The following is a 23,563-nucleotide window of genomic DNA, read 5'->3' on the forward strand; positions in this document are numbered from 1 at the left end:
TGTAGAAGCCACTATATTTCAGTTTGTGGTAAACATTAGAAATAAAAAAACCAGGTATCGGGGGCTCATCAAGAACCGAATGTGGGCATTTGCCCGCGGAATGTGGATAAATCTAGTGAGGATAGCCAAAAACATGGAGAAAATGTGTCCCTGGAGTCCCGGGAAATCCCAAAACTCTTTATTTTCTGGATTTTTTCACCTTCTAAACATTAAAAATCCTCTGATTTTCTCGTTTATCATAATGCAAATAAGAAACAACAATTTAATCGTCAAATAGTAGCCTCTCAGAGCTTTTCGAAATTAGGCTTTTTAGAGGTGACTCAAGATTCAAGGTTCAAGGTCTTTGTTCTCCTGAACACTGAATACCGAGAGCTGAACACTAATTTTTTGCTAAACGTACATAATTCCTTTGCTGCGCGACTTTTCCTCCTTAATTTCAGGTATTAATTTTAAGATCATGGAAACGCTAAAATTTAAGAACGGAGACGAGATGCCGGCTATTGGCCTTGGCACCTGGAAATCTGAAAAAGGAAAAGTTGAAGAAGCAGTAAAAATTGCCCTTAATAATGGATACCGGCATATTGACTGTGCCGCTACTTATGGTAATGAAGCTGAAATAGGTAATGCATTGAGTACTGTTTTTTCTGAAGGAAAGGTCAAACGGGAAGAAGTTTGGATCACCTCAAAACTCTGGAATGATTCCCATAAAGAAGAGCACGTTATCCCTGCTTTAAAACAGACATTAAAAGACCTGCAACTGGAATATCTGGACCTTTATCTCATCCATTGGCCGGTGGCCTTTAAACATGGGGTTTCATTTCCTTCAAAAGATGAAGATTATCTTTCTCTTGAGGAAGTGCCCATTATAGAGACCTGGAATGCAATGATCGAAGCTAAAGAACAGGGATTGGTAAAACATATAGGAGTATCCAATTTTAGCAACAAAAAATTAAGGGATCTCATGAATGAAAGTGATGAGGTGCCCGAAATGAATCAGGTGGAATTACATCCCTTCCTGCAGCAGCATGAGTTGCTGGAGTTTTGCAGGGAAAACGATATTCATTGTACTGCCTATTCTCCTTTAGGAAGCGGCGATCGCAGTGAACAAATGAAAGCTAAAAACGAACCTTCCCTGCTAAAAGAGCCGGCCATTATGGAAATAGCAAAGAAACACAACGCTTCTCCCGCTCAGGTCCTTATAAAATGGGCTGTGGCGCGCGGCACTGCGGTAATTCCGAAATCCACTTCTAAAGAACACATTATTTCAAATCTGGAAAGCGAAAAGCTTCCTCTGGATGAAGAAGATATGAAGAAAATTGCCGGTATTGACCGCGAATTCCGCTATGTTAACGGAGAATTCTTCGTTACCCCGGGGAATCCTTATGACAACATCTATGATCTGTAAAAAATGTCTGCTGAAAATCACATTTTTGACACTTGTATGTTCGGGCTTTTATGGCTGTAAACAGGACGACAGGCAGTTAGAAATCAGCAGAAACCAGGCGGATTCTCTTTCCCGGGAACTGGTTCAGCAACGGGAGGTAAATGACTCCCTCCGGCACCTTATCGAAAAGAATGAGCTGGCTGCAGGTTATCCAATCTTCTTTGGAAGAAAGTTTGATACAATTTCGAAACCAGAGGAATACATTTCCAATGCTTTAAAACAGCAAAAGGATAAGATTCCGCTCGATGGGGTATTGGGCGGTACTATGGAGTTTAGGCTCGTGCAGGTTTTGACAGAAGACTGGGTTCTTGCCATTTATGATGATGGGCATATACAGGGGAAAAGCATCTACGAATATGAATTACAGAATGATGGGAGTATCCGCTTTTCCGAAGTCGTTTCCCAACTTCCGGACTAAGTTAAGAGCAGCAAAAAAAGCCTTTTTACAAAGTTATAATTTTTATAAACCGGGTCCGGTTATTTCCAAATTTGGTATCTTAAGGCTAATTAATTAAAGTAATAAAACAGGAGATTATGAAGACTAACATTCAATTTGTACAAACAGAAACAAAACTATCAGCTGAGCAGCTGGTACAGAAGAAACTAGATAAACTTGAAAATAAATATGACTGGATAATTTCAGCAGATGTAATGTTTAGAGAAGAGAAGTCCACTAATGGAGAAGGAAAAACCTGCGCGATCGAATTAAGCTTACCGGGGCCGAAGATCCACGCCTCATCAAATGCCGATAGTTTCGAGGCTGCTGCTGCCGAAACCGTAAGGGATTTAGAGAAGCAATTGAAGAAACGTAAAGCCGAAATGCAAAGCCATTAAACCAGGGAATAAGGTTTAAGGAATAAGGAATAATAAAAAAGGCTGCCCGAAAATCATATTTCGGGCAGCCTTTTTTATCTATTTAGTCTTGGCTCTAGCTTCTAGAAGCCTGCCTGCCGCAGGCAGGCGCAGCGATCCTGATTCAAATTTAAGCTACTCTCTTGATCTTCGCTCCTATTGCCTGCAGGCGTTCATCGATATTTTCGTAACCCCTGTCAATTTGTTCAATGTTATGAATAATTGAAGTTCCTTTGGCAGAAAGTGCCGCGATCAAAAGAGAGATTCCTGCCCTGATATCGGGAGAAACCATAGTCGTAGCCTTTAATTGTGATTCAAAATTATGTCCTATTACAGTTGCGCGGTGAGGGTCACAAAGAATGATCTTCGCTCCCATGTCAATCAATTTATCCACGAAGAAAAGTCGGCTTTCAAACATCTTTTGATGTATAAGCACATCTCCTTTTGCCTGGGTTGCAACAACCAGCATTATACTCAGTAAATCCGGCGTAAATCCGGGCCAGGGAGCATCACTTATGCTCATGATGGAACCGTCTATAAAGCTCTGCACCTCATAACCATCCTTATGTGCAGGAATATAAATATCCTCCCCACGTTTTTCCAGTTTGATCCCTAATTTGCGAAAGGTTGTAGGGATGAGCCCTAAATGCTCCCACCCCACGTTCTTGATCGTGATCTCACTTTTCGTCATGGCAGCAAGGCCAATCCATGAACCGATCTCGATCATATCGGGTAAAACTGTATGCGTACAACCTCCTAAGGATTCTACTCCTTCGATTTCCAGAAGATTAGAGCCTACACCCGTTATTTTCGCACCCATGCTGTTAAGCATATTACAGAGTTGCTGCAAATAAGGTTCGCAGGCAGCATTATATATAGTGGTCTTTCCTTTTGCAAGGACAGCAGCCATAACAATATTTGCCGTTCCGGTTACCGAAGCCTCTTCAAGAAGCATATAAGTCCCTTTCAGCCCATCTTTTGGAGCTTCCACCCCATAAAAACGTTCTTCTTTATTGTAGCGAAAGTCGGCTCCAAGTTTTATAAAGCCTTCAAAATGGGTATCAAGTCTTCTCCGCCCGATTTTATCACCTCCGGGGCGCGGAATATAACCCTGTCCAAACCTTGCCAGCATTGGCCCCACGATCATGATGGAACCCCTAAGTCCACTTCCCTCTTCCTTGAACTTTTCACTCTTCATATAGTTAAGATCAAGATCGTCGGCTTCAAAGGTGTAAGTGCCTTTTTTGATCTTTTCCACTTTAACTCCCAACTGCCTTAAAAGGTGGATGAGTTTGTTGACATCAAGAATGTCGGGTATATTATTTATTGTAACTTTTTCGGGTGTTAGCAGTACGGCACAAAGTATTTGAAGAGCCTCGTTCTTTGCTCCCTGGGGTTGAATTTCCCCCTTTAGAGCATGCCCTCCTTCAATTTGAAAAGTTCCCATAGAGAATTATGAAATTTTAATGGCGTTTACGGCTTCTTGGCCGGTGCGTTTTTTTTGCTGGTTTCTTTGTTGCGAATTTCTTGTTGCTCCTTAATAATTCTGAAGCTTCGCTGAGATCTTCATCTGTGTTTTTCAGATTGATCTTACCACCGCTCAATTCTCTGAGATGTTCAAAGATCACCTTGTCATCTACCGAGTCTTTATTCCAGCTCAGGTAAGATTTCTTCATGTGATTGGCAATGGTATAAATAAGACCGTCCTTCTCGGGACCATCTTCGAACTTATTGGCCTCATCGATCATCCTCTTGATATTGTTTCCGTAGAAACGATACTTCGGAAAGTTCTGAGGATAAGTCATGCGTTCCGGGCGCTCTTCCAGCATTTCTTTTGAAGGCTTCGGAAAAGGACTCTCAACATCAAGTTTGAAATCACTGATGATAAATAACTGATCCCAAAGCTTATGCTGGAAATCGGGCACATCACGTAGATGCGGATTAAGATTACCCATGACAGAAATAATGGCGCGGGCTACTTTATTACGTTCTTCATCATCCTGGATCTCCACGGCGTGTTCCACCATTTTCTGAATATGTCTTCCATATTCAGGAATGATAAGTTTACTCCTTTCGGAGTTATATTCTAATTCGTTTGTCAAAATGAATAATATTAGGTGATAATATACTGCAGAAGTTTATCGACTGCAAATTAAAAAAATATATTAAGGAAATAAGCTTCCTCCAATATTTATACAATAATTATTAAAGAGAGATCACGCCTTCCACTTTTAAGGCCACTTCTTTATATTTTTCAATCACCGCATCGGGGTCTTTCATCTTCACATTTACAGAAACACTGGTGTAACTTCCTTTTTTGGACTGTTTCGTATTTATTACAGCACCAAGATTGTCGAAAATGTTTTCTATACTCTTTATTTTCTGTGGATTGGTAGGTACAATGAATTTAAAGAGATAGATAGCCGGCCAGTTTGAAGTATCCAGTAATTGAGACTTTAATTTCTTGTAAAATTCTTCCGGATCTTGCGCTTCGCTCATAATTTTTCTTCTTCTTTAGTATTGCAAAGATACATTTTAGAATCCATTTTTTAAATCGGATCCAAATGCCGAAATTTGCCGCGTGAAAACCAGAAAGATCGTAATTACCGGCGGTCCCGGGACCGGTAAGACCTCTGTTATAGAAGCTTTGGAAAACCATGGCTATTTTTGCCTGCACGAAGTTTCCCGGGAGATCACAAGAGAAGCTCAGAAAAAAGGAATTGATCAGTTATTTTTAAAGGATCCGCTTTTATTTAGTGAGATGCTTCTTGAAGGGCGCATCAAACAATTTAAAGAAGCCGAAGAAAAACAATCGAATATTGTTTTTCTGGATCGCGGAGTCACTGATGTTGTTGCTTACATGAACTACTTCGGAAATGAATATCCCCCGGTTTTCAATCGAGTTTGCAGGGAGTATATCTATGACCAGGTTTTTATTCTTCCACCATGGAAGCAGATCTACACCGAAGATAATGAGCGCTATGAGAGTTACGAACAGGCTGTTGAAATTCATGATGAACTCGCACGGAGTTATTTCCAACACGGCTACCAGCCTGTGGAAGTTCCACAGGGTTCTGTCACAGAGCGCACTTCCTTTATATTAGACCATCTTGTCTAGTCCGGAAGCAATACTTAAACAGTACTGGGGCTTCGAAACTTTTCGCCCCCTGCAGAAGGAGATCATTTTAGAGCTGCTTAATAATAAGGATGTAATTGCCCTTTTACCCACAGGTGGCGGGAAATCCCTGTGTTTCCAGGTTCCTGCTCTGCTACAGCCGGGAATTTGTATAGTGATCTCCCCTCTTGTTGCTTTAATGGAAGACCAGGTAAAAGCCCTGCAGGCGAAAAACATCAAGGCCATGGCACTTACCGGTGGCATTCCTTTTAAGGAGGTGGATACCATGTTGGACAACTGCATCTACGGAAATTACAAATTCCTCTATCTCTCCCCCGAGCGATTACAGCAGGAGCTCGTACAGGAGCGCATAAAGCAGATGCAGGTAAATCTCATCGCCATAGATGAGGCGCATTGTATTTCCCAGTGGGGTCATGATTTCAGGCCGGCATACCGAAACATATCCATCCTCAGGGAATTAAAACCTGATGTAAATATGGTGGGACTTACTGCTACAGCAACGCTTCCGGTGGTAAAGGATATTGCTCAGCAACTGGCGCTTAAAGATGTAAAGATCCTTCAGAAGTCATTCCGTAGAGAAAATCTTGCTTACATCGTAAGAGAAGCAGAGGATAAAAATTACTACCTGGAACAACTGCTTAAAGCACATGAGGAGTCAGGAATAATATACGTTCGCACCAGGAAAGCTACTATTGAGCTGGAACAATACCTGGTCAAAAAAGGCATTTTTGCCACCTCTTTCCACGGCGGACTCACAAAGGCAGAAAAATCAAAGCGGCTGGAGCAATGGCTTAAGGAGGAGAAAAGAGTCATGGTAGCCACCAGTGCCTTCGGGATGGGTATTGATAAGCCAAATGTTCGTACCGTAATCCATATGAACCTGCCGGAGAGCCTTGAAAGTTATTTTCAGGAAGCAGGAAGAGCGGGTAGAGACGGAAAACCGGCGAAGGCAGTTACTCTTACCAATAAGAGTGATATCCCCCTGTTGAAAAATCAGTTTTTAGCCACCTTGCCCGATGTTGAAATGGTTCGACTGGTGTACCGGAAACTTAACACCTACTTTAGAATTGCTTATGGTGAGGGTGAGGGTGAGGATTTCTACCTCAACTTTTACCAGTTTTGCCAGAAATATCAGTTAAACACCCTACTCGCATATAATTCAATTCTTCTCCTGGACAGGGCAAGTGTCCTCAGCTTTTCGGAACAGTTTCAAAAAAAGACACGGATACATTTTCTGACTTCAGGAAAACAGCTTACATTTTATCTGGAGGCCAATCCCCAGTTCGATTCGGTAACAAAAGCTATTTTACGTACCTATGGAGGAACTTTTGATAGTCCCGTAGAGATCAACCTGCAAATTGTTTCAGGAAAAGCAGGAACTACTGTACAGGAGGCGGCAAAACTCCTTCAGCAACTGCACAAGGAAGGAATAGCAGAATTTGAACACGACCAGCACGATACAAAAATTACTTTTTTGGTGCCGCGCGAGGATGATATTACAATAAATCCCCTCGTTCCATACATTAGGCTTCAGGAGAAGACAAAAACAGAAAAGATACAGCAGGTTCTTAACTATGTAGAAAATGACAGGCAGTGTAAGAGCGAACAGCTGCTGAAATATTTTGGAGAAAAGAACACTTCTTCCTGCGGAATTTGTTCAGTGTGCCAGGGCTTAGAAACGAAGCTTAGCAGAGAAGAGATGAAAAAGATATACTTCGCAATAATTGAATTGCTGCAGGAAGGAGAATTCACCTCCAGAGAAATGACTGAAACATTACCATTTCCGGAACCTCATATAATAAAGGTATTACGGGTACTCGTAGAAAAGGATGCCCTTACTACCACTCCAACAAAAAAATATAAACTAAAGCACTTATGAGAGATTTGAGAATTGTGTTTATGGGAACGCCAGATTTCGCGGTTGAGACTTTAAGAACTATCGTAGAAGCAGGATATAAAGTCGTAGGAGTGATCACCGCACCAGATAAGCCTGCCGGAAGGGGGAGAAAACTACAGGAGTCGGCTGTAAAAAAATATGCCCTGGAGCATGATCTTAAAATTCTGCAGCCTGTAAATCTTAAAGCTGAAAGTTTTTTAAGGGAGTTAAAGGCTCTTGATGCCAATCTCCAGGTGGTTGTCGCTTTTAGAATGCTGCCCAAAGTAGTATGGAAAATGCCGGAATATGGCACCTTTAACCTCCACGCTTCCCTGCTACCTCAGTATCGCGGTGCGGCTCCAATTAACTGGGCCATTATTAACGGCGAAAAAGAGACCGGGGTCTCTACCTTCTTTATAGATGAGAAAATTGATACAGGAGCTATGATCATGCAGCAGAAGGTTGGCATCTTACCCACCGAGACTGCCGGTAGTTTACATGACAAACTTATGGTAGCGGGTGCGCAACTGGTTCTTAAGACCCTGGAGGCTATAAAAAGTGGAGAAGTCTTTACCACATCTCAGAAGGAAGCAGGTGATCTCAGATCGGCATATAAATTCAGCAGGGATAACACGCGGATTGACTGGAACCAATCTTTAGAAGATATATATAATCTTATTCGGGGTCTTAGCCCCTATCCTACCGCCTGGACCTTGCTCAAGAATGGGAATGATGAAATGATGCTAAAGATCTATGACAGCGAACCTCAACCTGCGGAACATGAAGAGCAGACAGGGAAAATACTACAGGAAGGAAAAACGGTGAAAGTATCGGTGAAAAACGGCTTTTTGCTGCTGAAGGAAATTCAGCTTCCAGGCAAAAGAAAAATGGCGGTACAGGATCTTTTAAATGGTTATGAATTCTTTCCAAATGCTAAAGTGTTCTAAACCCTTATGAATGCTGATATGGGCGCATTTTCGGAAAAATCAACAAAGGTTATCAACAATTTACTGAAGTTATTAACAATAACCCGCTTTTCCCTTGATATTACTTGCATGGGAAAGAATTCCATATAAATTTGTAGAGCAAATTAATAAAAGTTTAACCAACAACTATTTAAAAACTCGAATTATGAACAAAACAGATTTAATCGATGCAATGGCAGAAAACGCTGGAATTTCAAAAGCAGCTGCAAAGAAAGCTTTAGAATCTTTCCTTGAAAATGTTGAGAAATCCCTTAAAAAAGGAGACCGCGTTTCTTTAGTAGGTTTCGGATCCTGGTCAGTATCTAAAAGAGCAGCCAGAGAAGGAAGAAACCCACAAACCGGAAAAACTATTAAAATCGGCGCTAAGAATGTTGTGAAATTCAAAGCTGGTGCAGACTTACAGAAAGCTGTGAACTAATTCCCACAAAAGCTAACGAAATACTAAACTCTCCCAATTGGGAGAGTTTTTTTGTTAAATATTTCAGGCTAACGTTTCAACCTGCACAATATTTTTTTAAGTTTAATAGAAAGATCGGGAAATTATCGAAACATGACTACATTAAAACCTGCCAAAGGACTTTTATTAATTGCCGAGCCTGCCATTACCGGAGATCTTTCTTTTAACCGGTCTGTGGTATTGATCGCCGATCATACCAAAAGCGGCTCTATTGGCTTTATCCTTAATAAAGAGCTTGATTTTACTCTCAGGGATCTGTTACCGGATATAGAGGGTAACTTTAAAGTGTATAATGGTGGTCCTGTAGAACAGGACAACCTTTATTTCATTCATAAAGTGCCTGATCTGATCCCCGACAGTATTGAGATCGCCAGTGGAATCTACTGGGGTGGAAATTTTGAAGTTGTCAAGGGTCTCATTAATGAACACCTCATAAGTGAAAATGAAATCAAATTTTTCCTCGGATATTCCGGATGGGAATATGAACAACTCAATGAAGAACTTAACGCACACTCATGGATCGTAGCAGAAAATCATGATCATAAGGATATTCTAAATCGCAAGCCACGCACGTTCTGGAAAGATAAAATGATGCAGCTTGGAGGTTCCTATGTGATCTGGTCAAATGCTCCCGAAAATCCCTCCTATAATTAACTCAGCCTGGCCAAAGTATTCAGTCTGCCAAGCAGTGTCTTGGAAACTTCGGCTTTGTACTCCTTTTTCCGGTATTTACTTACCGGCTGAATTCCCATCACCACATTGGTTATAAACATCTCATCGGCCTTTTGAAGTTCAAAAGGTGAGATTGATGCTACTTCTAAAGAATAATCGGGCAGTTTCTTTATAATCTCCAAAATCTTTCCGCGGGTAATTCCTTTTAAACATCCATCGGTCAAAGGAGGAGTTTTAATTACGTTATCCTTTACCAGAAATAAATTTCCGTTGAGCGCCTCTACCACATTTTTTTGTTCGTTGATCAAAAGACAGTTGTGATAATCATTCTCCTTTGCAAAGATACTTCCAAGTACGTTAATTGCCCGGTTATTGGTCTTTAAGGTGGAGAGCAAACCTGCAGCAATATAGTGGTCCTTAAAAAGTTCTACCTCGTAAAAATCCTCATTCAACAGGTAAAAAGGCTCGGCTAAGGCTTCGGCGGTTATTAAATATTCCGTTTCATTTGTAGTAGGAGTGTAAAATCCGCCTTCCTTTCTGAAAACAGTAAATTTAACCCGGGCCTGACTCTCAAAAAGATCATTTTCACGGACTATTTGCTGAATTTCAGCTTCCAGGAATTCGGGAGAAAAATTAAGAGGAATCTCCATTCTCATGATACGCATTGAAGCCATCATCCTAAAGTAGTGATCTTCCCAAAATACAATTCTTCCGTTAAGAACCCTTATCGTTTCAAAGACAGCATCCCCATAGGCAAAGCCCCTGTTCTTTATAGATAAGGATGCCTGATCCTGTGGTACCAGTTCGCCGTTAATATTAACCATAAAAAAAGCCCGTTTTTTAGACGGGCCAAGGTACTATAAATTCAAGGAATTTTAAACTGATCCCAAGACTTGTTTGAGATCGGAGATCATGTTTTCCCATAGCATTTTTCCTTCATCAACCTCATCTTCTTCAGCAAAATCTGTCACCATGATAGAAACATCTTTTGTAATTTCATCCACCTGTATGCGAAGTTCAAAATAATAAGGCGTATCCTCGTCTGCAACCCAGCGAAATTTGACTCTTTCTCCTGATTTCTTACTCAGTAATTTTGCCTGCTCTTCACTTCCATCCCACATAAAAGTGAACATTTCTCCACGTGAATTTACATTATTGGCGTACCATTCACTTAAGCCGGAAGGAGTTGCAATATAGTTGTATAACAATGATGGGGAAGCCTGGATTGGAAATTCCATTTCATACTTAATCTTATCGTCCATTCTTCGGTTTTGATTAGTTTCGGGCAATATAATTATTAATTGCAAACCTAAAAAGAAATCAAAATAAATAATTCCGAAAAGATAGTTTGTAGCAAGACAAAATGTTTTTATATTTGCACCCGCTAAAAGAAAGCAGATGGCCAGTAGCCGCTTTCTCCAGGCGCAAACGGCGAGGTAGCTCAGTTGGTTAGAGCGTCGGATTCATAACCCGGAGGTCACGAGTTCAAATCTCGTTCTCGCTACTCAAAAACCCCTTTTCAGGGGTTTTTTTGTTTTATCCTATTCCTTCTTTATATTTGGATGACATAGAAAAACCGTTTCTATTTATGGCACTATATGCTGAACAGCATATAGTAGATAAAGATCAAAAAGAATTTTGAGTGTCTAAATCATCGTTTCCTTCATTATACAACTTAACAATAAGCACCATATTATCGGGTGTGAATTCCCTGGCCCGCAATCTTTCAATTAATTGCGGTGCATCAGCAAACATTTCTTCCAGAATATGACCATAACCCGAGGTAGGTACTTTCACTAATTTGTCTCCTTTTTCAATATAATAAAAGCGCCTGGTTTTGAATCCATCTCCATAATGGTGAGCATAAAGATTGACCTTCCCTTCTACCAGCAACATGAGATAATAATCTTTGTCATCCCCATATCCTGTCAGCTGCTTTTCTTTAAATCTATATATCCTGCTGTTATACCTTAGAGCAGGAATATCATCTTCCTTAAATTTTATTTCTTCGTTTTGCTGATCCCTAAACCGCAATCTTCTTCCATTGTAGCCGCTTATCTTTCCATAAATTGTATCATATTTTGCAGTAACAACATAATCCTGTAAATCGGGGGTGAAAGTGTTGTAATTTTTATACCAGCCTTTAGATTTAAAAATGGATCTCTTTTGATTTACATTTTTTTTCAAATAATAAACTTCGCCGTCCTTCCGAAACACAGTTGCGCCCTTCAACCGATGTTTTTGATAACTTATTTTCTCATTATCTGAAACTATTTTCTCGTAAAGCCAAAGCTTTTTGGTGCCATTGCTCCTAATGGCTCCAAAAATAGTGTCCCCGTCTTTCACCATATAATCCAAAAGGGATTTTTGAGAATAAACTGAATTTAAGATTAAAAAAACCGGAAGGAGAAGTAAAAAATTTCTGCTACGCATTTTGAAAATTATTTGATAAAAAATGAAGTCGAATGTACTATAATTCTGTCTATTTCGTATTTTTATAATACAGAAGACAGACCTGAAGCCCTTGAATTCTGCAACTTCTCAAACGGGCCTATGAAAAATATTATTATTCTTTATTCTACAGTAGACGGGCAAACGAAAAAGATCTCTGAATCCCTGGCAGCTCAGGTTAAACAAGGTGGCTTTCGGGTTTCTGTATTTCCTTTAGCAGATTTTAAGCAAAATGTCTCCAATTTTGACACACTTGTTCTCGGTGCCAGCATTCGCTATGGAAAGCATAATGAGCTGGTGACGGCCTTTATAAATGAACATCAGGAAGAGCTAGAGAAGATTAGGGCTGCCTTCTTTTCTGTAAATCTGGTAGCACGTAAATCAGACAAGAATCAGCCCGACACTAATCCCTATGTCATTAAATTTCTCGATACCATCAGCTGGAAACCAGATCTCGTCGATGTTTTTGCCGGTTGTCTCGACTACAGTAAGTACGGTTTCTTTGACAGGATAATGATCAAAGCCATTATGAAGTTCACCCATGGCCCTACTTCAACCAAAGAACCCATCGAATACACAGACTGGGAACGGGTACGCATCTTTGGAGAAAAAGTCTTACAATTAAATAAGTCAATAAAGAGCGGAAACCCAAAAGAAATAGTTACTTCCTGATCCTCTCCTCTGTAAAGCTCGTATGGAAACAGCCATACAATTTTCCATTTCCCGGCTTTACTTGTATCTTTAAGGTAAAACAACAAAAATGGATAAGAAAAAACTGGGAAGAACAAAGCTTCAAACACCACCCATAGTCTTTGGCGGTAATGTTTTCGGCTGGACACTGGATGAAAAGGAATCCCTGAAATTGCTTGACAAAATTTATGAAAGAGGATTTACTTTTATAGATACTGCCGACTCCTACTCACATTGGGCGCCGGGAAACAGTGGCGGAGAAAGTGAGACCATTATCGGGAAATGGATGAAGGACAGAGGTCTTAGAGACAAGGTCTCAATTGCAACAAAAGTGGGTTCAAATCCAGGCAAAGAAGGTCGGGACGTTTCTAAAAAATATATTCTGAAGGCTGCAGAAGATTCCCTGCGGCGGTTGCAAACCGACTACATAGATCTTTACTTTACCCACTGGGATAATGAAGCCACTCCCGTAGAAGAAACCCTGGAAGCATATCAGCAGTTACTAAAAGAAGGTAAGATCAGGAACATAGGTGCATCAAACCTCTCTCCTGCCCGGCTACGGGAATCCTTTAAGGCTGCAGAACATAATGACCTGCCCCAATACAAAGTCCTGCAGCCGGAATATAACCTGGTGGAACGTGAGAACTTCGAATACAATTACAGGCCAATTGCCGAAGAATACGATTTGGCGGTAATGCCCTACTTCTCGCTCGCCAGCGGATTCCTTACCGGAAAATACAGGAAGGAAGAGGACCTGCAGGGAGACCGCAAGGAAATGGTGAAAAAATATTTCAATGAAAAAGGTCTTAACCTCTTAAAGCAAATGGATGAGATAGCTAAAAACCATCAGGTGTCCAATGCTGCGGTAGCTCTGGCCTGGCTTATTCATCAACCGGCCGTAACAGCACCCATTGCAAGTGCCACGAAAGAAAGTCACCTCAAAGCCTTTGATCAGGCAATCGGTTTAGAATTGACTCCTGAAGAGTTAGAGAGACTGTCGTGATAAATACCACTAAAAACCAGCCACTTTTTGGAATTGGAATTTGGTGCTTGGAAGTTACCGGTTGCGGGTTACGAGTTGCGGGCACGAAACAGAACCAAGATTCAAGATTTGTTTGAGTGAGCAATTCTGATTGGAATTTAGTGCTTGGTGCTTGAACCTTGAACCTTAAACCAGTTTTGTAACCAACTCCTCAAGCGTAACAGCCGACTGCTCTCCTGTTTTCATATTCTTCAGGGTAAATTTGCTGTTTTCAATTTCCTCTGCACCTGCGAGAACAACAAATGGAATATCACGTTTATTGGCGTGAGCCATTTGTTTTTTCATTTTAGCTTCTTCAGGATAAAGCTCGGCAGCAATTCCGCCGGCGCGAAGTTCCTTAATAGCTTTAAGACAGTAAAGACTTTCTTTATTTCCGAAGTTGATAAACAGCGCCTGAATATTCCTAGCCACAGTTTCAGGAAAAAGACCTAGTTCCTCAAGCACGAGGTAGATACGGTCCAGACCAAAGGAGATTCCTACCCCACTCACGCCGCTCATCCCAAAGATACCCGTGAGATCATCGTAACGGCCGCCACCACCTATGGAGCCCATAGCGACACCTTCGGGTGCTGATACTTCAAATATTGCTCCTGTATAATAATTGAGTCCGCGGGCAAGGGTGACATCAAGATCAAGGTTTGCGGTGTTTAGCTGCAGTTCCTGAATTGCACTATTGATGAATTCCAGTTCTTCTATGCCTTTCCTCCCTATTTCTGAAGGCTCTAAAATGTCTTTTAAAACTTCGATTTTTTTTGAAAAGCTGCCTTTTAAGCCAAAAACCTTCTGGATTTTCTGAATAGCTTCAGAAGAGATCCCCTTCTCCTGCATTTCCTTCTTTACACCTTCTTCTCCAATCTTATCAAGTTTATCTAATGCGACAGTAAAGTCGATCAACTTATCAGATTCTCCAATAACTTCAGCAAAACCTGAAAGGATCTTCCTGTTATTGATCTTAATAGTCACTCCTTTAAGATCCAGGGCAGTGAATACAGCATCATACAGCTGTACAAACTCCACCTCCTGCCACAGGCTGTCACTTCCCACAACATCTGCATCACACTGAAAGAACTCTCTAAAACGCCCTTTTTGAGGCCTGTCTGCCCTCCATACCGGCTGGATCTGGTATCGTTTGAAAGGAAACTCAATTTCATTCCTGTGCTGCACCACGTAACGTGCAAAGGGAACAGTTAGATCATACCGTAAAGCTTTCTCGCTAATAGAAGGAGTCAGCTTTATACTATCCTGTTGCGCATAGGCATCTGCATCGGCCTTCTTCAGGAAATCCCCGGAATTAAGGATCTTAAATATAAGCCGGTCGCCCTCCTCTCCATATTTTCCCATAAGAGTTTCGCTGTTCTCAAAACTTGGAGTTTCTATTGGTTGAAATCCAAACTTCTCAAATTGCTCCCTTATGTTTTGAATAATATAATTCCTTTTTGCTACTTCGGCCGGGGAAAAGTCCCGGGTACCTTTGGGAATGGAAGGTTTTTGCGCCATTTTAATCTTTTTCTTTACTGCTGCAAATATCTGAAAAATTAAAGGAATGCAAATGCTGTCATTTGCTCACATTTTATGTAACATACAAAAGGCAAATGCGTCTAACTGTTAAACCGAAACTTAGCAATGTTTCCACTTTTTAAAGAAAACGTCCGTATTGCCTTCTTTTCCATTAAAAGCCAGATCTTAAGAACTGTCCTTACCGTATTGATCATAGCTATTGGGATAACAGCCCTCGTAGGGATTTTAAGTGCCGTGGCTGCCCTGGAAAATACGATTACCAGCGATTTTGCCTCTATGGGAGCAAATACTTTTAACCTTCAGCGTTATGATTCTCAAATCAGGATCAACGGCGGGAGTCGGGATAAAGTAAATCCTGTTATCGGTTACAGGGAGGTAAAGGCTTTTAATGACGAATACGAATTTCCGCAAACTAAAACTTCCATCTCTTTTACCGGAACCTCATCTGCCGAAATTAAATATGAAAATGAAAAGACAGATCCTGAAGCGAGCGTGCTCGGAGTGAATGAGAATTATGTCAACAATTCCGGGCTCAATATAGCAGCAGGTAGGGATTTCAATATTTTTGATATTGAAAACAACAATAACGTTACTATTATTGGGGCCGATGTAAAGGATGGTTTACTGAAAGGAGAAGATCCTTTGGATAAAATAATTTCGGTTAGGGGAGTAAAATTCCGGATTATTGGGGTGCTTGAATCCAAAGGTTCAACTTTTGGAAACAATCAGGACCTAAGGATGCTGATCCCTGTTCAGGTGGCAAGGTCAATCTTCACAGCACCTAATATCAATTACAACATCAGTGTGCGGGTTGATGACAAGGAATTACTTGAAGGAGCCCAGGATGAGGCGATCATGACCTTTAGAAATATCCGCGCACTAAGCCCGGTAGAAGAAAATAATTTTGGACTGGCCAAAAGCGACGATCTTATCAACAGGATCTTTTCTATCACACAATACCTCAATCTTGCCGCATGGATCATTTCCATAATTACCATTTTTGGATCCTCTATTGCACTTATGAATATTATGTTGGTTTCTGTAAGTGAACGCACACGGGAAATTGGGGTAAGAAAAGCTTTAGGAGCCAAGAAGAATACCATTGCCATGCAATTCTTTATGGAAACCCTTATCATCGGACAAATGGGCGGAGTACTCGGAATATTATTCGGAGTTTTAATTGGCTTCGCAGTATCCAAAGCCGCGGGATTCAATTTTGCCACTCCCTGGGTTGCCGTAATCTGGGCAACGGTGATCACCTTGATTGTAGCAGTACTTGCCGGAAGCTACCCTGCTGCCAAAGCAGCTAAACAGGATCCTATTGAGTCATTGAGATACGAATAAAGTAGGCAGTAATTAGTTGGCAGTTTTTCTGTTACAGGTTTCTGGTTACAAGTCGCAGATTGTAGGTTTAGTGCCGCGGAGTTTTAAAACAATTTTACTGCCAACTTTAGACTGCCAACTGTTTACTCACAGTAATCAGTGGTCGGTGATCAGTGATTAGTCTTTTTGTGCCAGGGCTGCAGGTTGTAGGTTAATTATCGCGCAAGTTTGAACAATTTTACTGCCAACTTTAGACTGCCAACTGTTTACGCACAGTGATCAGTGGTCGGTGATCAGTGGTTAGTCATTTTTTGTTGCAGGTTGCAGGTTGCAAGAGTCGGGTTGCGGGATTGACTTTTTCAAAGTCTTAAAATCTCTTTACTGCCAACTTAAAACTGCGCACTTCCGACTCACAAACCTTGGACCTTGGACTTTAAACCTTGAACCCTTAGAGATTGAGGTGCTTCTCAAAGAATCCATACAATTCTCCTTTAGTAATAACAGCACCTTGCCGGATTAGTGCAAAAATATCTTTATTCCGGTCATCGCTGATGTTCTTTGAAGAGGTGTAAAGCGAAACCCGGTCATCCATTAAATTCTGCTGTAGCCATGCATAGCCGTGGCGGGTGGTAACATCTACAGCTTCGTTCTCGATCTTAACGGCAATAAGGTTAATAGTGAATTCTGTGATCTTAAAAAGGTAGATCTGGTTTGCCGATATATGCTCCAGGTATTGCGCCTGATTGAGCACGCCTTCCCACACCAGATCGCTAAAAACATCCAGTTCCTGCTCGGCCACTTCAGGTTTCTGCTCCTTGATCTCCTGCCATTCTGAAGCAGTAATAGACTGGCTCGCCAGGAAATTGATAAACTCCTGGTGCAGCTCTTCAAATTGTTCTTTTGTTAATCGGGAATATTTCATATTTAATGTAAAAGGTTTAAGGAATAAGGAATAATGTAATTTGTATTAATTGCATATTCACTAATTCACTTTAATAAGACTGCCAACTTTCGACTGCTTACTGCCTACTCCATAAAAAAAGCCCACTCCGTTAGAAGCAGGCTTTAATAAGATTTATACAGCGATTAAGCTTCTGCTACAACTTCGAAGTTGAAGTTAGAAACCACCTCACGGTGAAAACGCAAAGTAGCTTCATATTGACCAAGACGCTTGATGTTTCCACCTGCAATAGTGATGTATTTCTTTTCGATCTCTACACCTTCTTTTGCAAGAGCTTCAGCAAGGTCAGCATCGGTTACAGATCCATAGATCTTATCACCGGCACCTGCTTTAGCAGTAAGTTTTATATCAAGCCCCTGAAGTTTTGCAGCCTGAGCTTTTGCATTATCAATTTGCTTTTTCTCTTTGTAAGAACGTTGCTTTAAAGTTTCTTCCAAAACTTTTCTGGCAGAAGGGGTTGCCAATATAGCAGCACCCTGAGGGATAAGAAAATTGCGGCCATATCCCGGTTTAACCGAAACCACATCATCCTTAAATCCTAATTTCTCAACGTCTTTCTTTAATATCAATTCCATAATAGCCTCTTTTTATTTTAGTAAATCGCCAACATAAGGCATTAATGCTAAATGACGTGCACGTTTTACGGCAACAGCCACTTTTCTCTGATATTTCAAAGAAGTTCCGGTTAAACGACGAGGCAATAATTTCCCCTGCTCGTTAACAAAGCTCATTAAGAAATCCGGATCTTTATAATCGATGTACTTAATACCCGATCTCTTAAAACGACAGTACTTCTTGGCTTTGTTGGTCTCAATATTCAACGGAGTAAGGTATCTTATCTCCCCGTCTTTTTTTCCTTTAGCTTGTTGTTCAATAGATGACATACTTACGCTTTTTCTTTGTTTCTGTTTCTTCTCTTCTCAGCCCAGGCAACTGCATGCTTATCCAACTTTACAGTCAAATAACGCATCATGCGCTCATCTCTTCTAAACTCAACCTCAAGAGGGTTGATTGCCTCACCCGGAGCGGTGAATTCAAATAAGTGGTAAAAACCACTTTTCTTGTGTTGAATAGGATAAGCTAATTTTTTTAGCCCCCAGTTCTCTTTTGATATCATCTCGGCACCGTTAGAAACAAGAAAATCTTCGTATTTCTTAACTGTTTCCTTTATCTGGTCATCAGATAAAACGGGATTCAAGATGAAAACAGTTTCATAATGATTCATAAAAATTTTACTTTAAATTAAATTGGCTGCAAAAGTAACATTATTCCTGAATATTACAAAGCATAATTAAAAAGGCGAATAGCTAATTTTATCGGTGAAATTCGGTTTTTATTTTTTTTATGATTATTTTTAGTTATTATTGCTAGTGCTAACCTAATTATATTGTGGAAGAAGTTATACTCAAATGTGCAGTAGTTGATGATTCCAGCTTACAAAGACTTTCTATTGTCAAGCTAATAAAGGACCATCCTAACCTCAAACTGGTGGCCGAATACAATAATGCCATTGAAACAAAGAATGGCTTATTGGATACTGAAGTAGACCTTATCTTTCTGGATATAGAAATGCCAATCCTTTCCGGCTTTGACCTGCTGGATGATCTTTCCAATAAACCACAAATCATCTTTGTCACCGGAAAGACCAAATATGCTTTTAAAGCCTTTGATTATGATGCAGTAGACTATCTGCACAAACCCATTTCCAAAGAACGTTTTTTAAATGCCGTCACCAAGGCCATCAATCTTTATCGCCTTAAACACGAAGGAGCACCACCAGAAGATGACAACTACATCTTTGTAAAAAGCAATCTAAAGAACCGGAAGGTCTTTTTGAATAAACTCAAATATATCGAAGCTCTTGGGGATTATGTAAAGTTTGTGACCGAAAAGGATAATTTTGTGGTTCTTGCAACCATGAAATCCTTTGAGAATCAGCTACCTTCAAATAAATTCCTCAGGATCCACAAATCTTACATTGTGAACCTGGATAAAATCGAGCGATACAACAGTAGAAATATTGAGATTGACAAGCAACAGATCCCATTAAGCAGGCACAAAAAATCAAATCTCATTGAGGCACTTGCCGCCAATCAATAAGGATCCACATTTATTACCGTTTTTACTCCTCTATAAGCTCCAATAGCTTTAAAGCTTTGCAATATCCTGCTCACAAGCTCCTTTGTCTTTCCTAGTGACTGTTTCTGCGGAATCTTTATGAGTATGTTTTTATAATATTCATTTCTGATCCTGGCAATCGGAGGAAATTCCGGACCCAGCACATTTTCATGAAAGGAATTTTTAAGGGAAGTTGCCAGCCAGTCGGCTCCCTCATTGACTCTGGAAAAATCTCTTCCTTTCAGGGTTATTCTAATTAGCCTGTAGAACGGCGGATATTTATAATTTCTTCGCTCCTCCAACTGCTCCCTGTACATGTCATGGTAGTTGTTGGTAGAAACCTGCTGCACAATCTGATGATGCGGATTGTAAGTCTGAATAAGCACAAGTCCTCTCTTTTTTGTTCGTCCTGCCCTACCCGCTACCTGCAGCATTAACTGAAAACTCCTTTCATGCGCTCTAAAATCCGGAAAATTCAGAAGGGTATCGGCATTCATGATCCCTACTAATCTTACATTCCGGAAGTCCAGACCTTTGGTCAACATCTGTGTGCCCACCAGAACATCAATCTCTTCCTCTTCAAAGGCCGAAATGATCTTTTCATAACCATGTTTGCCCCGGGTAGTATCGAGATCCATTCTGCCAATCTTATTACCCGGAAACAAGGCTTTTAGTTCGGTTTCGACCTGCTCGGTTCCAAAACCTTTTGTTGAGAGCTCAATACTTCCGCAAGCCATGCATTTTGTTTGCAGAGCCATATGATATCCGCAATAATGGCAACGCAATTGGTTATTATGACTGTGATAGGTAAGACTCACATCGCAGTTAGGACACTGCGGGGAATGTCCACAGGTATTGCATTCCAGTATTGGACTGAATCCTCGCCGGTTTTGGAACAGGATCACCTGCTCCCCGTTACTGAGGGTTTCCCTTATCTCTTCCAGCAAACGATCTGAAAAATGACCTGTCATTCTTTTTTTCCGGTGCTTATCCTTGATGTCCACGATCTTGATTTCCGGAAGAAGCATATTCCCATAGCGGCGATCAAGATTGACCAGGGCATATTTTGAATGGTCTGCATTAAAATAGGATTCCAAAGCCGGGGTAGCCGATCCCAGTAATACTTTTGACTTCATCATTTTTCCCAGTACTACGGCCAAATCCCGTGCATTATATCGCGGCGCGGGATCATACTGTTTAAAAGTAGATTCATGCTCCTCATCTACAATGATAAGTCCGAGCTCCTTAAATGGAAGAAAAATACTGGATCGCACCCCAATGATCACCCGTGCCTTTTCTGTATTACGCAAGACATTTTGATACACCTCCACCCTCTCATTTACGGAATACTTACTGTGAAAAACCAGTACTTTCTCCCCAAAATAATTCTGCAGCCGAACGATAAGCTGGGTAGTAAGAGCAATCTCCGGCAGCAAATACAACACCTGCTTTCCTGAAGAAATCACTTTCTCAATGAGATCTACATATATTTCTGTTTTTCCTGAAGAAGTGATCCCGTGAAGCAGGCACACATCTTCGGTTTTAAATGAGGTTTCTATCTCATCGAGGGCCTGCTGCTGGTGCTCATTAAATGCGACTTTCCCTGCCAACTCCCCTTCCTCATATTCAAATCGTGAGGCCTGCACTTTTATCTCCTCCAGCACCTGCTTATCTATTAAAGCTTTAATAACAGCGGCAGAAGCTTTACTTTCTTTGGCTAGTTCTGAAATTTTCACAACTCCCTTGTTTTTGGCAGACATTCCAAAAAGGGTAAATATCACCTCTCTTTGTTTTGGAGCCCGGCTAAGCTCATCCAGCAATTGATGCATAGCAGCTTCGTTGGAATAATTATCATGTAATTTTACATGTCGCTCGATCTTTGGCTTGTATTGTTCATAGATCTCCTGGTTCACTGCCACCACCCTTTTTTCAACAAGAGAGTTTATCACAGGCAACACAGTTTTCTTGTCCAGCAACTGAACAATTTCATTGATCTTAAGAGAAGACTGCCGTTGTAAGGCTTCAAAAAGCAGGAACTCATCATCACTAAGATTCTCTTCGTTCACCTCTGCTTCCTTTAGCAACTGCACAATCGTCTCACTCTCCAGTAGAAAAGCACTTGGTATTGCGGCTCTTAACACCTCCCCTTCTGTACACATGTAATAAGCAGCGATCCAACTCCAGAACTTTAATTGAGCTTCCGTCACCACAGGGGTCTCGTCCAGTATCTGCTCTATGGGTTTCGCCTCATAGATCTTTGGATCGTTTTGATGTACTTCAGAAACAATTCCGGTGTAGATCTTTGACTTACCGAAAGGAACGGCAACCCTCATTCCCGGCCTAAGGAAGTTAGCTTCAGCTTCAGTAACACTATAAGTAAAGAGATTCTCTAAAGGCAGAGGCAGAATCACATTGATAAAAAAAGCCATTCACAGGGTTTTGAACAAATTTAACAGGATTTTGATGCAAAAAAATAAACCATCCTAAAAAGAATGGTTTATGAATATAATTTCGGTAAAAATTATTTACCTGCTAAAAGATCATTTTTTAGACCATCATCTGCAGGTCTGTTGGAAAGCCAGATTCCAAAAAGGGCTTTTTTAAATTCTTTACCTGGTACAATCCCTTTTATTTTACCATTTTTATAAGCTACTACTCCTCTTGAGGGATCATAGACCAAATCAAAAACATCATTTTTCTTGATGTCTTCTTTAAAAAATCCAAGTATTGAATTTATTTCATTTTGAATGGGTGCAGTATTACCATTAGTCGATTTTTCAAAACCTTCTGTCACTGCCTCCACCATCTTATCACTTGTAATAAGTTTAGACACTATATGAAGTTTAATGGCCATGGGTTTATCTGAATTGAGGATTTCCTGCGCATTGTTATTTTTTTGGGTAAGATATAAACCGGCAGCATAAAGGTCAATCCAAAGTTTTTCCCGCACTCCCGCGCCATTAAGATGCATTTTGTTCTCCTGAATTTCAAGAGTGGCAGGAAGGTGGACACCGCCGACCTTTTTTTGGGCTACCGCAGTAGAAGAAACTATTACGGCCATAAATAATAAAAGCAGGTTTTTCATAATTAGAGTTTTAAGTTTATCGTTTAATTTTTATTTCTTTTTAGCTTCATAAGAGAAGCATTAAGTTCAAATCCAAGCAACAATATATTAGAATTAATCCATATATACACCATTAAAATAAGCAGGGCTCCAATCGATCCATATAGCTCATTATAAGTGGAAAAGTTTTCAATATAAAGTCCAAACAAATAGGTTGTAAGAATAATGAGAATTGTCGTAAAAAAAGCCCCGATCGAGAAAAACTTGCTTAATCTGCTTTCCTTGGTTCCAAAAAAATACAGCGTCGCCACAGCTATATATATCATTGAAACAAATACAATATATCTTCCCACGTCTGCCCAAATGACCGCGTCATTTACCACTCCCAGGCTTTTAAGATCTTCTGTTAAGAACGTAAGATAAACCGTTACTACTACAGTAGTCAGCAACAATAGGGCCAGAATTAAAGAAACCCCAACCGCGATAATATACTGCCGTATAATAGACCTGTTCACTCTGGTATGATAGGAAAATTCAAATCCTGTAAAAACAGCATTCACCCCGTTGGCCATAAGAAAAATGGAAAGCAAAAAGACAAAAGAAAGGAGTCCTCCCCTTTTACGTGCTGCAATATCGAACAGGATGTCGTTAAAAAAATCTCCGGTATCAGGCGGGAGCAGGGAATCAATAAAATCAAGAAATACAATTTGAAAATCATCTATAAAGTCGATGAAGGGAATGAGATTCAGCAGAAACAGCAAAAATGGAAAAAGTGCCATAAAGAAACTGAAGGAGATCGCGCTGGCCCTTGCCGAAAAAGTACCTTTAACTATCCCCGCGTAGAATATGATGTAAAGATCATACAAGGACAGACCTTCGAGTCCGGGCAAAATTATTTTTTTAGCACGGCTGGTCCACCAGTAGGTGAATCCCTTCTTGTCTTTTACAGATTTTGCTTCGCCGTTACTCATGA

At 40.6% G+C, this 23,563-nt stretch carries 27 protein-coding genes and 1 tRNA gene; 14 read left to right on the forward strand and 14 right to left on the reverse strand.

Annotated elements, in window-relative coordinates:
* From G564_RS20560 to G564_RS0103595, 4 genes are all read left to right on the forward strand, one after another.
* Window positions 1-277 (forward strand): hypothetical protein (locus G564_RS20560; protein WP_037373442.1); only part of this gene is annotated, 277 nt, incomplete at its 5' end.
* A gap of 180 nt (window positions 278-457) precedes the next feature.
* Window positions 458-1,405: an aldo/keto reductase gene (locus G564_RS0103585; protein ID WP_029036452.1), complete on the forward strand. Its 948-nt coding sequence runs from the start codon at window positions 458-460 to the stop codon at window positions 1,403-1,405.
* A gap of 25 nt (window positions 1,406-1,430) precedes the next feature.
* Window positions 1,431-1,862 (forward strand): hypothetical protein, encoded by a 432-nt coding sequence (locus tag G564_RS19790; protein WP_156879167.1) that lies wholly within the window; start codon window positions 1,431-1,433, stop codon window positions 1,860-1,862.
* Between the two features lie 116 nt (window positions 1,863-1,978).
* A complete protein-coding gene (locus G564_RS0103595; RefSeq protein WP_029036453.1) occupies window positions 1,979-2,278 on the forward strand; it encodes an HPF/RaiA family ribosome-associated protein in 300 nt (99 codons plus the stop codon).
* Window positions 2,279-2,426: 148 nt separating this feature from the next.
* Here the strand turns inward: G564_RS0103595 and murA are convergent, their stop codons facing one another.
* The 3 genes from murA to G564_RS0103610 all read right to left on the reverse strand — a co-directional run bounded on the left by murA (window position 2,427) and on the right by G564_RS0103610 (window position 4,795).
* Complete coding sequence (murA, locus tag G564_RS0103600; protein WP_029036454.1) at window positions 2,427-3,743, reverse strand: UDP-N-acetylglucosamine 1-carboxyvinyltransferase; 1,317 nt, start codon at window positions 3,741-3,743, stop codon at window positions 2,427-2,429.
* A gap of 16 nt (window positions 3,744-3,759) precedes the next feature.
* Window positions 3,760-4,398: a DUF4290 domain-containing protein gene (locus G564_RS0103605; protein WP_029036455.1), complete on the reverse strand. Its 639-nt coding sequence runs from the start codon at window positions 4,396-4,398 to the stop codon at window positions 3,760-3,762.
* Window positions 4,399-4,501: 103 nt separating this feature from the next.
* A complete protein-coding gene (locus G564_RS0103610) occupies window positions 4,502-4,795 on the reverse strand; it encodes a YbeD family protein (protein ID WP_029036456.1) in 294 nt (97 codons plus the stop codon).
* Window positions 4,796-4,877: 82 nt separating this feature from the next.
* Between G564_RS0103610 and G564_RS0103615 the strand changes: the two genes are divergently transcribed.
* From G564_RS0103615 to G564_RS0103640, 5 genes are all read left to right on the forward strand, one after another.
* Window positions 4,878-5,414 carry an AAA family ATPase gene (locus tag G564_RS0103615; RefSeq protein WP_029036457.1) on the forward strand — a complete coding sequence of 179 codons (537 nt, stop codon included), beginning with the start codon at window positions 4,878-4,880 and terminating at the stop codon, window positions 5,412-5,414.
* Window positions 5,407-7,311, forward strand: a complete 1,905-nt coding sequence (locus G564_RS0103620; protein WP_037373443.1) for a RecQ family ATP-dependent DNA helicase — start codon at window positions 5,407-5,409, stop codon at window positions 7,309-7,311. The genes G564_RS0103615 and G564_RS0103620 overlap by 8 nt, the downstream gene beginning before the upstream one ends.
* On the forward strand, window positions 7,308-8,255 hold the full coding sequence (fmt, locus tag G564_RS0103625) for a methionyl-tRNA formyltransferase (protein ID WP_029036459.1): 948 nt from the start codon (window positions 7,308-7,310) through the stop codon (window positions 8,253-8,255). Before G564_RS0103620 ends, fmt begins: the two co-directional genes overlap by 4 nt.
* 142 nt (window positions 8,256-8,397) lie before the next feature.
* Window positions 8,398-8,712, forward strand: coding sequence for an HU family DNA-binding protein (locus tag G564_RS0103635; RefSeq protein WP_262504834.1), 315 nt, complete (start codon window positions 8,398-8,400; stop codon window positions 8,710-8,712).
* Between the two features lie 132 nt (window positions 8,713-8,844).
* On the forward strand, window positions 8,845-9,405 hold the full coding sequence (locus G564_RS0103640; RefSeq protein WP_029036460.1) for a YqgE/AlgH family protein: 561 nt from the start codon (window positions 8,845-8,847) through the stop codon (window positions 9,403-9,405).
* Here the strand turns inward: G564_RS0103640 and G564_RS0103645 are convergent.
* On the reverse strand, window positions 9,402-10,247 hold the full coding sequence (locus G564_RS0103645) for an aminotransferase class IV (RefSeq protein WP_029036461.1): 846 nt from the start codon (window positions 10,245-10,247) through the stop codon (window positions 9,402-9,404). The two genes, G564_RS0103640 and G564_RS0103645, sit on opposite strands and share 4 nt — an antisense overlap.
* 51 nt (window positions 10,248-10,298) lie before the next feature.
* Window positions 10,299-10,685: an START-like domain-containing protein gene (locus G564_RS0103650; RefSeq protein WP_029036462.1), complete on the reverse strand. Its 387-nt coding sequence runs from the start codon at window positions 10,683-10,685 to the stop codon at window positions 10,299-10,301.
* Window positions 10,686-10,853: 168 nt separating this feature from the next.
* Here G564_RS0103650 and G564_RS0103655 point away from each other — a divergent pair.
* Window positions 10,854-10,927 (forward strand) — tRNA-Met (locus G564_RS0103655).
* Between the two features lie 122 nt (window positions 10,928-11,049).
* Here the strand turns inward: G564_RS0103655 and G564_RS0103660 are convergent.
* Window positions 11,050-11,856 carry a hypothetical protein gene (locus G564_RS0103660; RefSeq protein WP_029036463.1) on the reverse strand — a complete coding sequence of 269 codons (807 nt, stop codon included), beginning with the start codon at window positions 11,854-11,856 and terminating at the stop codon, window positions 11,050-11,052.
* Window positions 11,857-11,976: 120 nt separating this feature from the next.
* On the opposite strand from G564_RS0103660, the gene hemG reads away from it, so the two are divergent.
* Together hemG and G564_RS0103670 are read left to right on the forward strand one after the other, a co-directional pair.
* A complete protein-coding gene (gene hemG / locus G564_RS18505) occupies window positions 11,977-12,546 on the forward strand; it encodes a menaquinone-dependent protoporphyrinogen IX dehydrogenase (RefSeq protein ID WP_051205303.1) in 570 nt (189 codons plus the stop codon).
* A gap of 88 nt (window positions 12,547-12,634) precedes the next feature.
* Entirely contained in the window at window positions 12,635-13,567 is a 933-nt protein-coding gene (locus tag G564_RS0103670) for an aldo/keto reductase (RefSeq protein WP_029036464.1), read from the forward strand.
* Between the two features lie 165 nt (window positions 13,568-13,732).
* On the opposite strand, the gene hisS is transcribed toward G564_RS0103670, so the two are convergent.
* Window positions 13,733-15,103 carry a histidine--tRNA ligase gene (gene hisS, locus G564_RS0103675; RefSeq protein ID WP_029036465.1) on the reverse strand — a complete coding sequence of 457 codons (1,371 nt, stop codon included), beginning with the start codon at window positions 15,101-15,103 and terminating at the stop codon, window positions 13,733-13,735.
* Between the two features lie 126 nt (window positions 15,104-15,229).
* On the opposite strand from hisS, the gene G564_RS0103680 reads away from it, so the two are divergent.
* Window positions 15,230-16,468 carry an ABC transporter permease gene (locus G564_RS0103680; RefSeq protein WP_029036466.1) on the forward strand — a complete coding sequence of 413 codons (1,239 nt, stop codon included), beginning with the start codon at window positions 15,230-15,232 and terminating at the stop codon, window positions 16,466-16,468.
* 427 nt (window positions 16,469-16,895) lie between these two features.
* On the opposite strand, the gene G564_RS0103685 is transcribed toward G564_RS0103680, so the two are convergent.
* From G564_RS0103685 to rpsF, 4 genes are all read right to left on the reverse strand, one after another.
* Window positions 16,896-17,369 carry a DUF6495 family protein gene (locus tag G564_RS0103685; protein WP_029036467.1) on the reverse strand — a complete coding sequence of 158 codons (474 nt, stop codon included), beginning with the start codon at window positions 17,367-17,369 and terminating at the stop codon, window positions 16,896-16,898.
* A 164-nt stretch (window positions 17,370-17,533) separates the two neighbouring features.
* Window positions 17,534-17,983 (reverse strand): 50S ribosomal protein L9, encoded by a 450-nt coding sequence (rplI, locus tag G564_RS0103690; RefSeq protein WP_029036468.1) that lies wholly within the window; start codon window positions 17,981-17,983, stop codon window positions 17,534-17,536.
* Window positions 17,984-17,995: 12 nt separating this feature from the next.
* The gene (gene rpsR / locus G564_RS0103695) at window positions 17,996-18,292 is read right to left on the reverse strand and encodes a 30S ribosomal protein S18 (RefSeq protein ID WP_029036469.1); all 297 of its coding nucleotides are present in this window, start codon (window positions 18,290-18,292) and stop codon (window positions 17,996-17,998) included.
* Between the two features lie 2 nt (window positions 18,293-18,294).
* Window positions 18,295-18,633 (reverse strand): 30S ribosomal protein S6, encoded by a 339-nt coding sequence (rpsF, locus tag G564_RS0103700; RefSeq protein ID WP_029036470.1) that lies wholly within the window; start codon window positions 18,631-18,633, stop codon window positions 18,295-18,297.
* 164 nt (window positions 18,634-18,797) lie between these two features.
* Between rpsF and G564_RS0103705 the strand changes: the two genes are divergently transcribed.
* Window positions 18,798-19,508, forward strand: a complete 711-nt coding sequence (locus G564_RS0103705) for a LytR/AlgR family response regulator transcription factor (RefSeq protein ID WP_029036471.1) — start codon at window positions 18,798-18,800, stop codon at window positions 19,506-19,508.
* Here the strand turns inward: G564_RS0103705 and priA are convergent.
* From priA to G564_RS0103720, 3 genes are all read right to left on the reverse strand, one after another.
* A complete protein-coding gene (gene priA / locus G564_RS0103710; protein ID WP_029036472.1) occupies window positions 19,502-21,955 on the reverse strand; it encodes a replication restart helicase PriA in 2,454 nt (817 codons plus the stop codon). The genes G564_RS0103705 and priA overlap by 7 nt on opposite strands.
* Before the next feature lie 92 nt (window positions 21,956-22,047).
* The gene (locus tag G564_RS0103715) at window positions 22,048-22,611 is read right to left on the reverse strand and encodes a chalcone isomerase family protein (protein WP_029036473.1); all 564 of its coding nucleotides are present in this window, start codon (window positions 22,609-22,611) and stop codon (window positions 22,048-22,050) included.
* Between the two features lie 23 nt (window positions 22,612-22,634).
* Window positions 22,635-23,561 (reverse strand): YihY/virulence factor BrkB family protein, encoded by a 927-nt coding sequence (locus G564_RS0103720; RefSeq protein ID WP_029036474.1) that lies wholly within the window; start codon window positions 23,559-23,561, stop codon window positions 22,635-22,637.
* Window positions 23,562-23,563 lie beyond the last annotated feature (2 nt).

It is taken from the genome of Salinimicrobium xinjiangense DSM 19287, from assembly GCF_000423585.1.
GTDB classification, from domain to species: domain Bacteria; phylum Bacteroidota; class Bacteroidia; order Flavobacteriales; family Flavobacteriaceae; genus Salinimicrobium; species Salinimicrobium xinjiangense.

What these genes read in the sequence shown, in the direction of transcription:
- G564_RS0103585 (WP_029036452.1), top strand. Translation starts at nt 458, where the DNA reads ATGGAAACGCTAAAATTTAAGAACGGAGACGAGATGCCGGCTATTGGC.
- G564_RS0103595 (WP_029036453.1), top strand. Translation starts at nt 1,979, where the DNA reads ATGAAGACTAACATTCAATTTGTACAAACAGAAACAAAACTATCAGCT.
- murA (WP_029036454.1), bottom strand. Translation starts at nt 3,743, where the DNA reads ATGGGAACTTTTCAAATTGAAGGAGGGCATGCTCTAAAGGGGGAAATT.
- G564_RS0103610 (WP_029036456.1), bottom strand. Translation starts at nt 4,795, where the DNA reads ATGAGCGAAGCGCAAGATCCGGAAGAATTTTACAAGAAATTAAAGTCT.
- fmt (WP_029036459.1), top strand. Translation starts at nt 7,308, where the DNA reads ATGAGAGATTTGAGAATTGTGTTTATGGGAACGCCAGATTTCGCGGTT.
- G564_RS0103640 (WP_029036460.1), top strand. Translation starts at nt 8,845, where the DNA reads ATGACTACATTAAAACCTGCCAAAGGACTTTTATTAATTGCCGAGCCT.
- G564_RS0103645 (WP_029036461.1), bottom strand. Translation starts at nt 10,247, where the DNA reads ATGGTTAATATTAACGGCGAACTGGTACCACAGGATCAGGCATCCTTA.
- G564_RS0103650 (WP_029036462.1), bottom strand. Translation starts at nt 10,685, where the DNA reads ATGGACGATAAGATTAAGTATGAAATGGAATTTCCAATCCAGGCTTCC.
- G564_RS0103660 (WP_029036463.1), bottom strand. Translation starts at nt 11,856, where the DNA reads ATGCGTAGCAGAAATTTTTTACTTCTCCTTCCGGTTTTTTTAATCTTA.
- hemG (WP_051205303.1), top strand. Translation starts at nt 11,977, where the DNA reads ATGAAAAATATTATTATTCTTTATTCTACAGTAGACGGGCAAACGAAA.
- G564_RS0103670 (WP_029036464.1), top strand. Translation starts at nt 12,635, where the DNA reads ATGGATAAGAAAAAACTGGGAAGAACAAAGCTTCAAACACCACCCATA.
- hisS (WP_029036465.1), bottom strand. Translation starts at nt 15,103, where the DNA reads ATGGCGCAAAAACCTTCCATTCCCAAAGGTACCCGGGACTTTTCCCCG.
- G564_RS0103680 (WP_029036466.1), top strand. Translation starts at nt 15,230, where the DNA reads ATGTTTCCACTTTTTAAAGAAAACGTCCGTATTGCCTTCTTTTCCATT.
- G564_RS0103685 (WP_029036467.1), bottom strand. Translation starts at nt 17,369, where the DNA reads ATGAAATATTCCCGATTAACAAAAGAACAATTTGAAGAGCTGCACCAG.
- rplI (WP_029036468.1), bottom strand. Translation starts at nt 17,983, where the DNA reads ATGGAATTGATATTAAAGAAAGACGTTGAGAAATTAGGATTTAAGGAT.
- rpsR (WP_029036469.1), bottom strand. Translation starts at nt 18,292, where the DNA reads ATGTCATCTATTGAACAACAAGCTAAAGGAAAAAAAGACGGGGAGATA.
- rpsF (WP_029036470.1), bottom strand. Translation starts at nt 18,633, where the DNA reads ATGAATCATTATGAAACTGTTTTCATCTTGAATCCCGTTTTATCTGAT.
- priA (WP_029036472.1), bottom strand. Translation starts at nt 21,955, where the DNA reads ATGGCTTTTTTTATCAATGTGATTCTGCCTCTGCCTTTAGAGAATCTC.
- G564_RS0103715 (WP_029036473.1), bottom strand. Translation starts at nt 22,611, where the DNA reads ATGAAAAACCTGCTTTTATTATTTATGGCCGTAATAGTTTCTTCTACT.
- G564_RS0103720 (WP_029036474.1), bottom strand. Translation starts at nt 23,561, where the DNA reads ATGAGTAACGGCGAAGCAAAATCTGTAAAAGACAAGAAGGGATTCACC.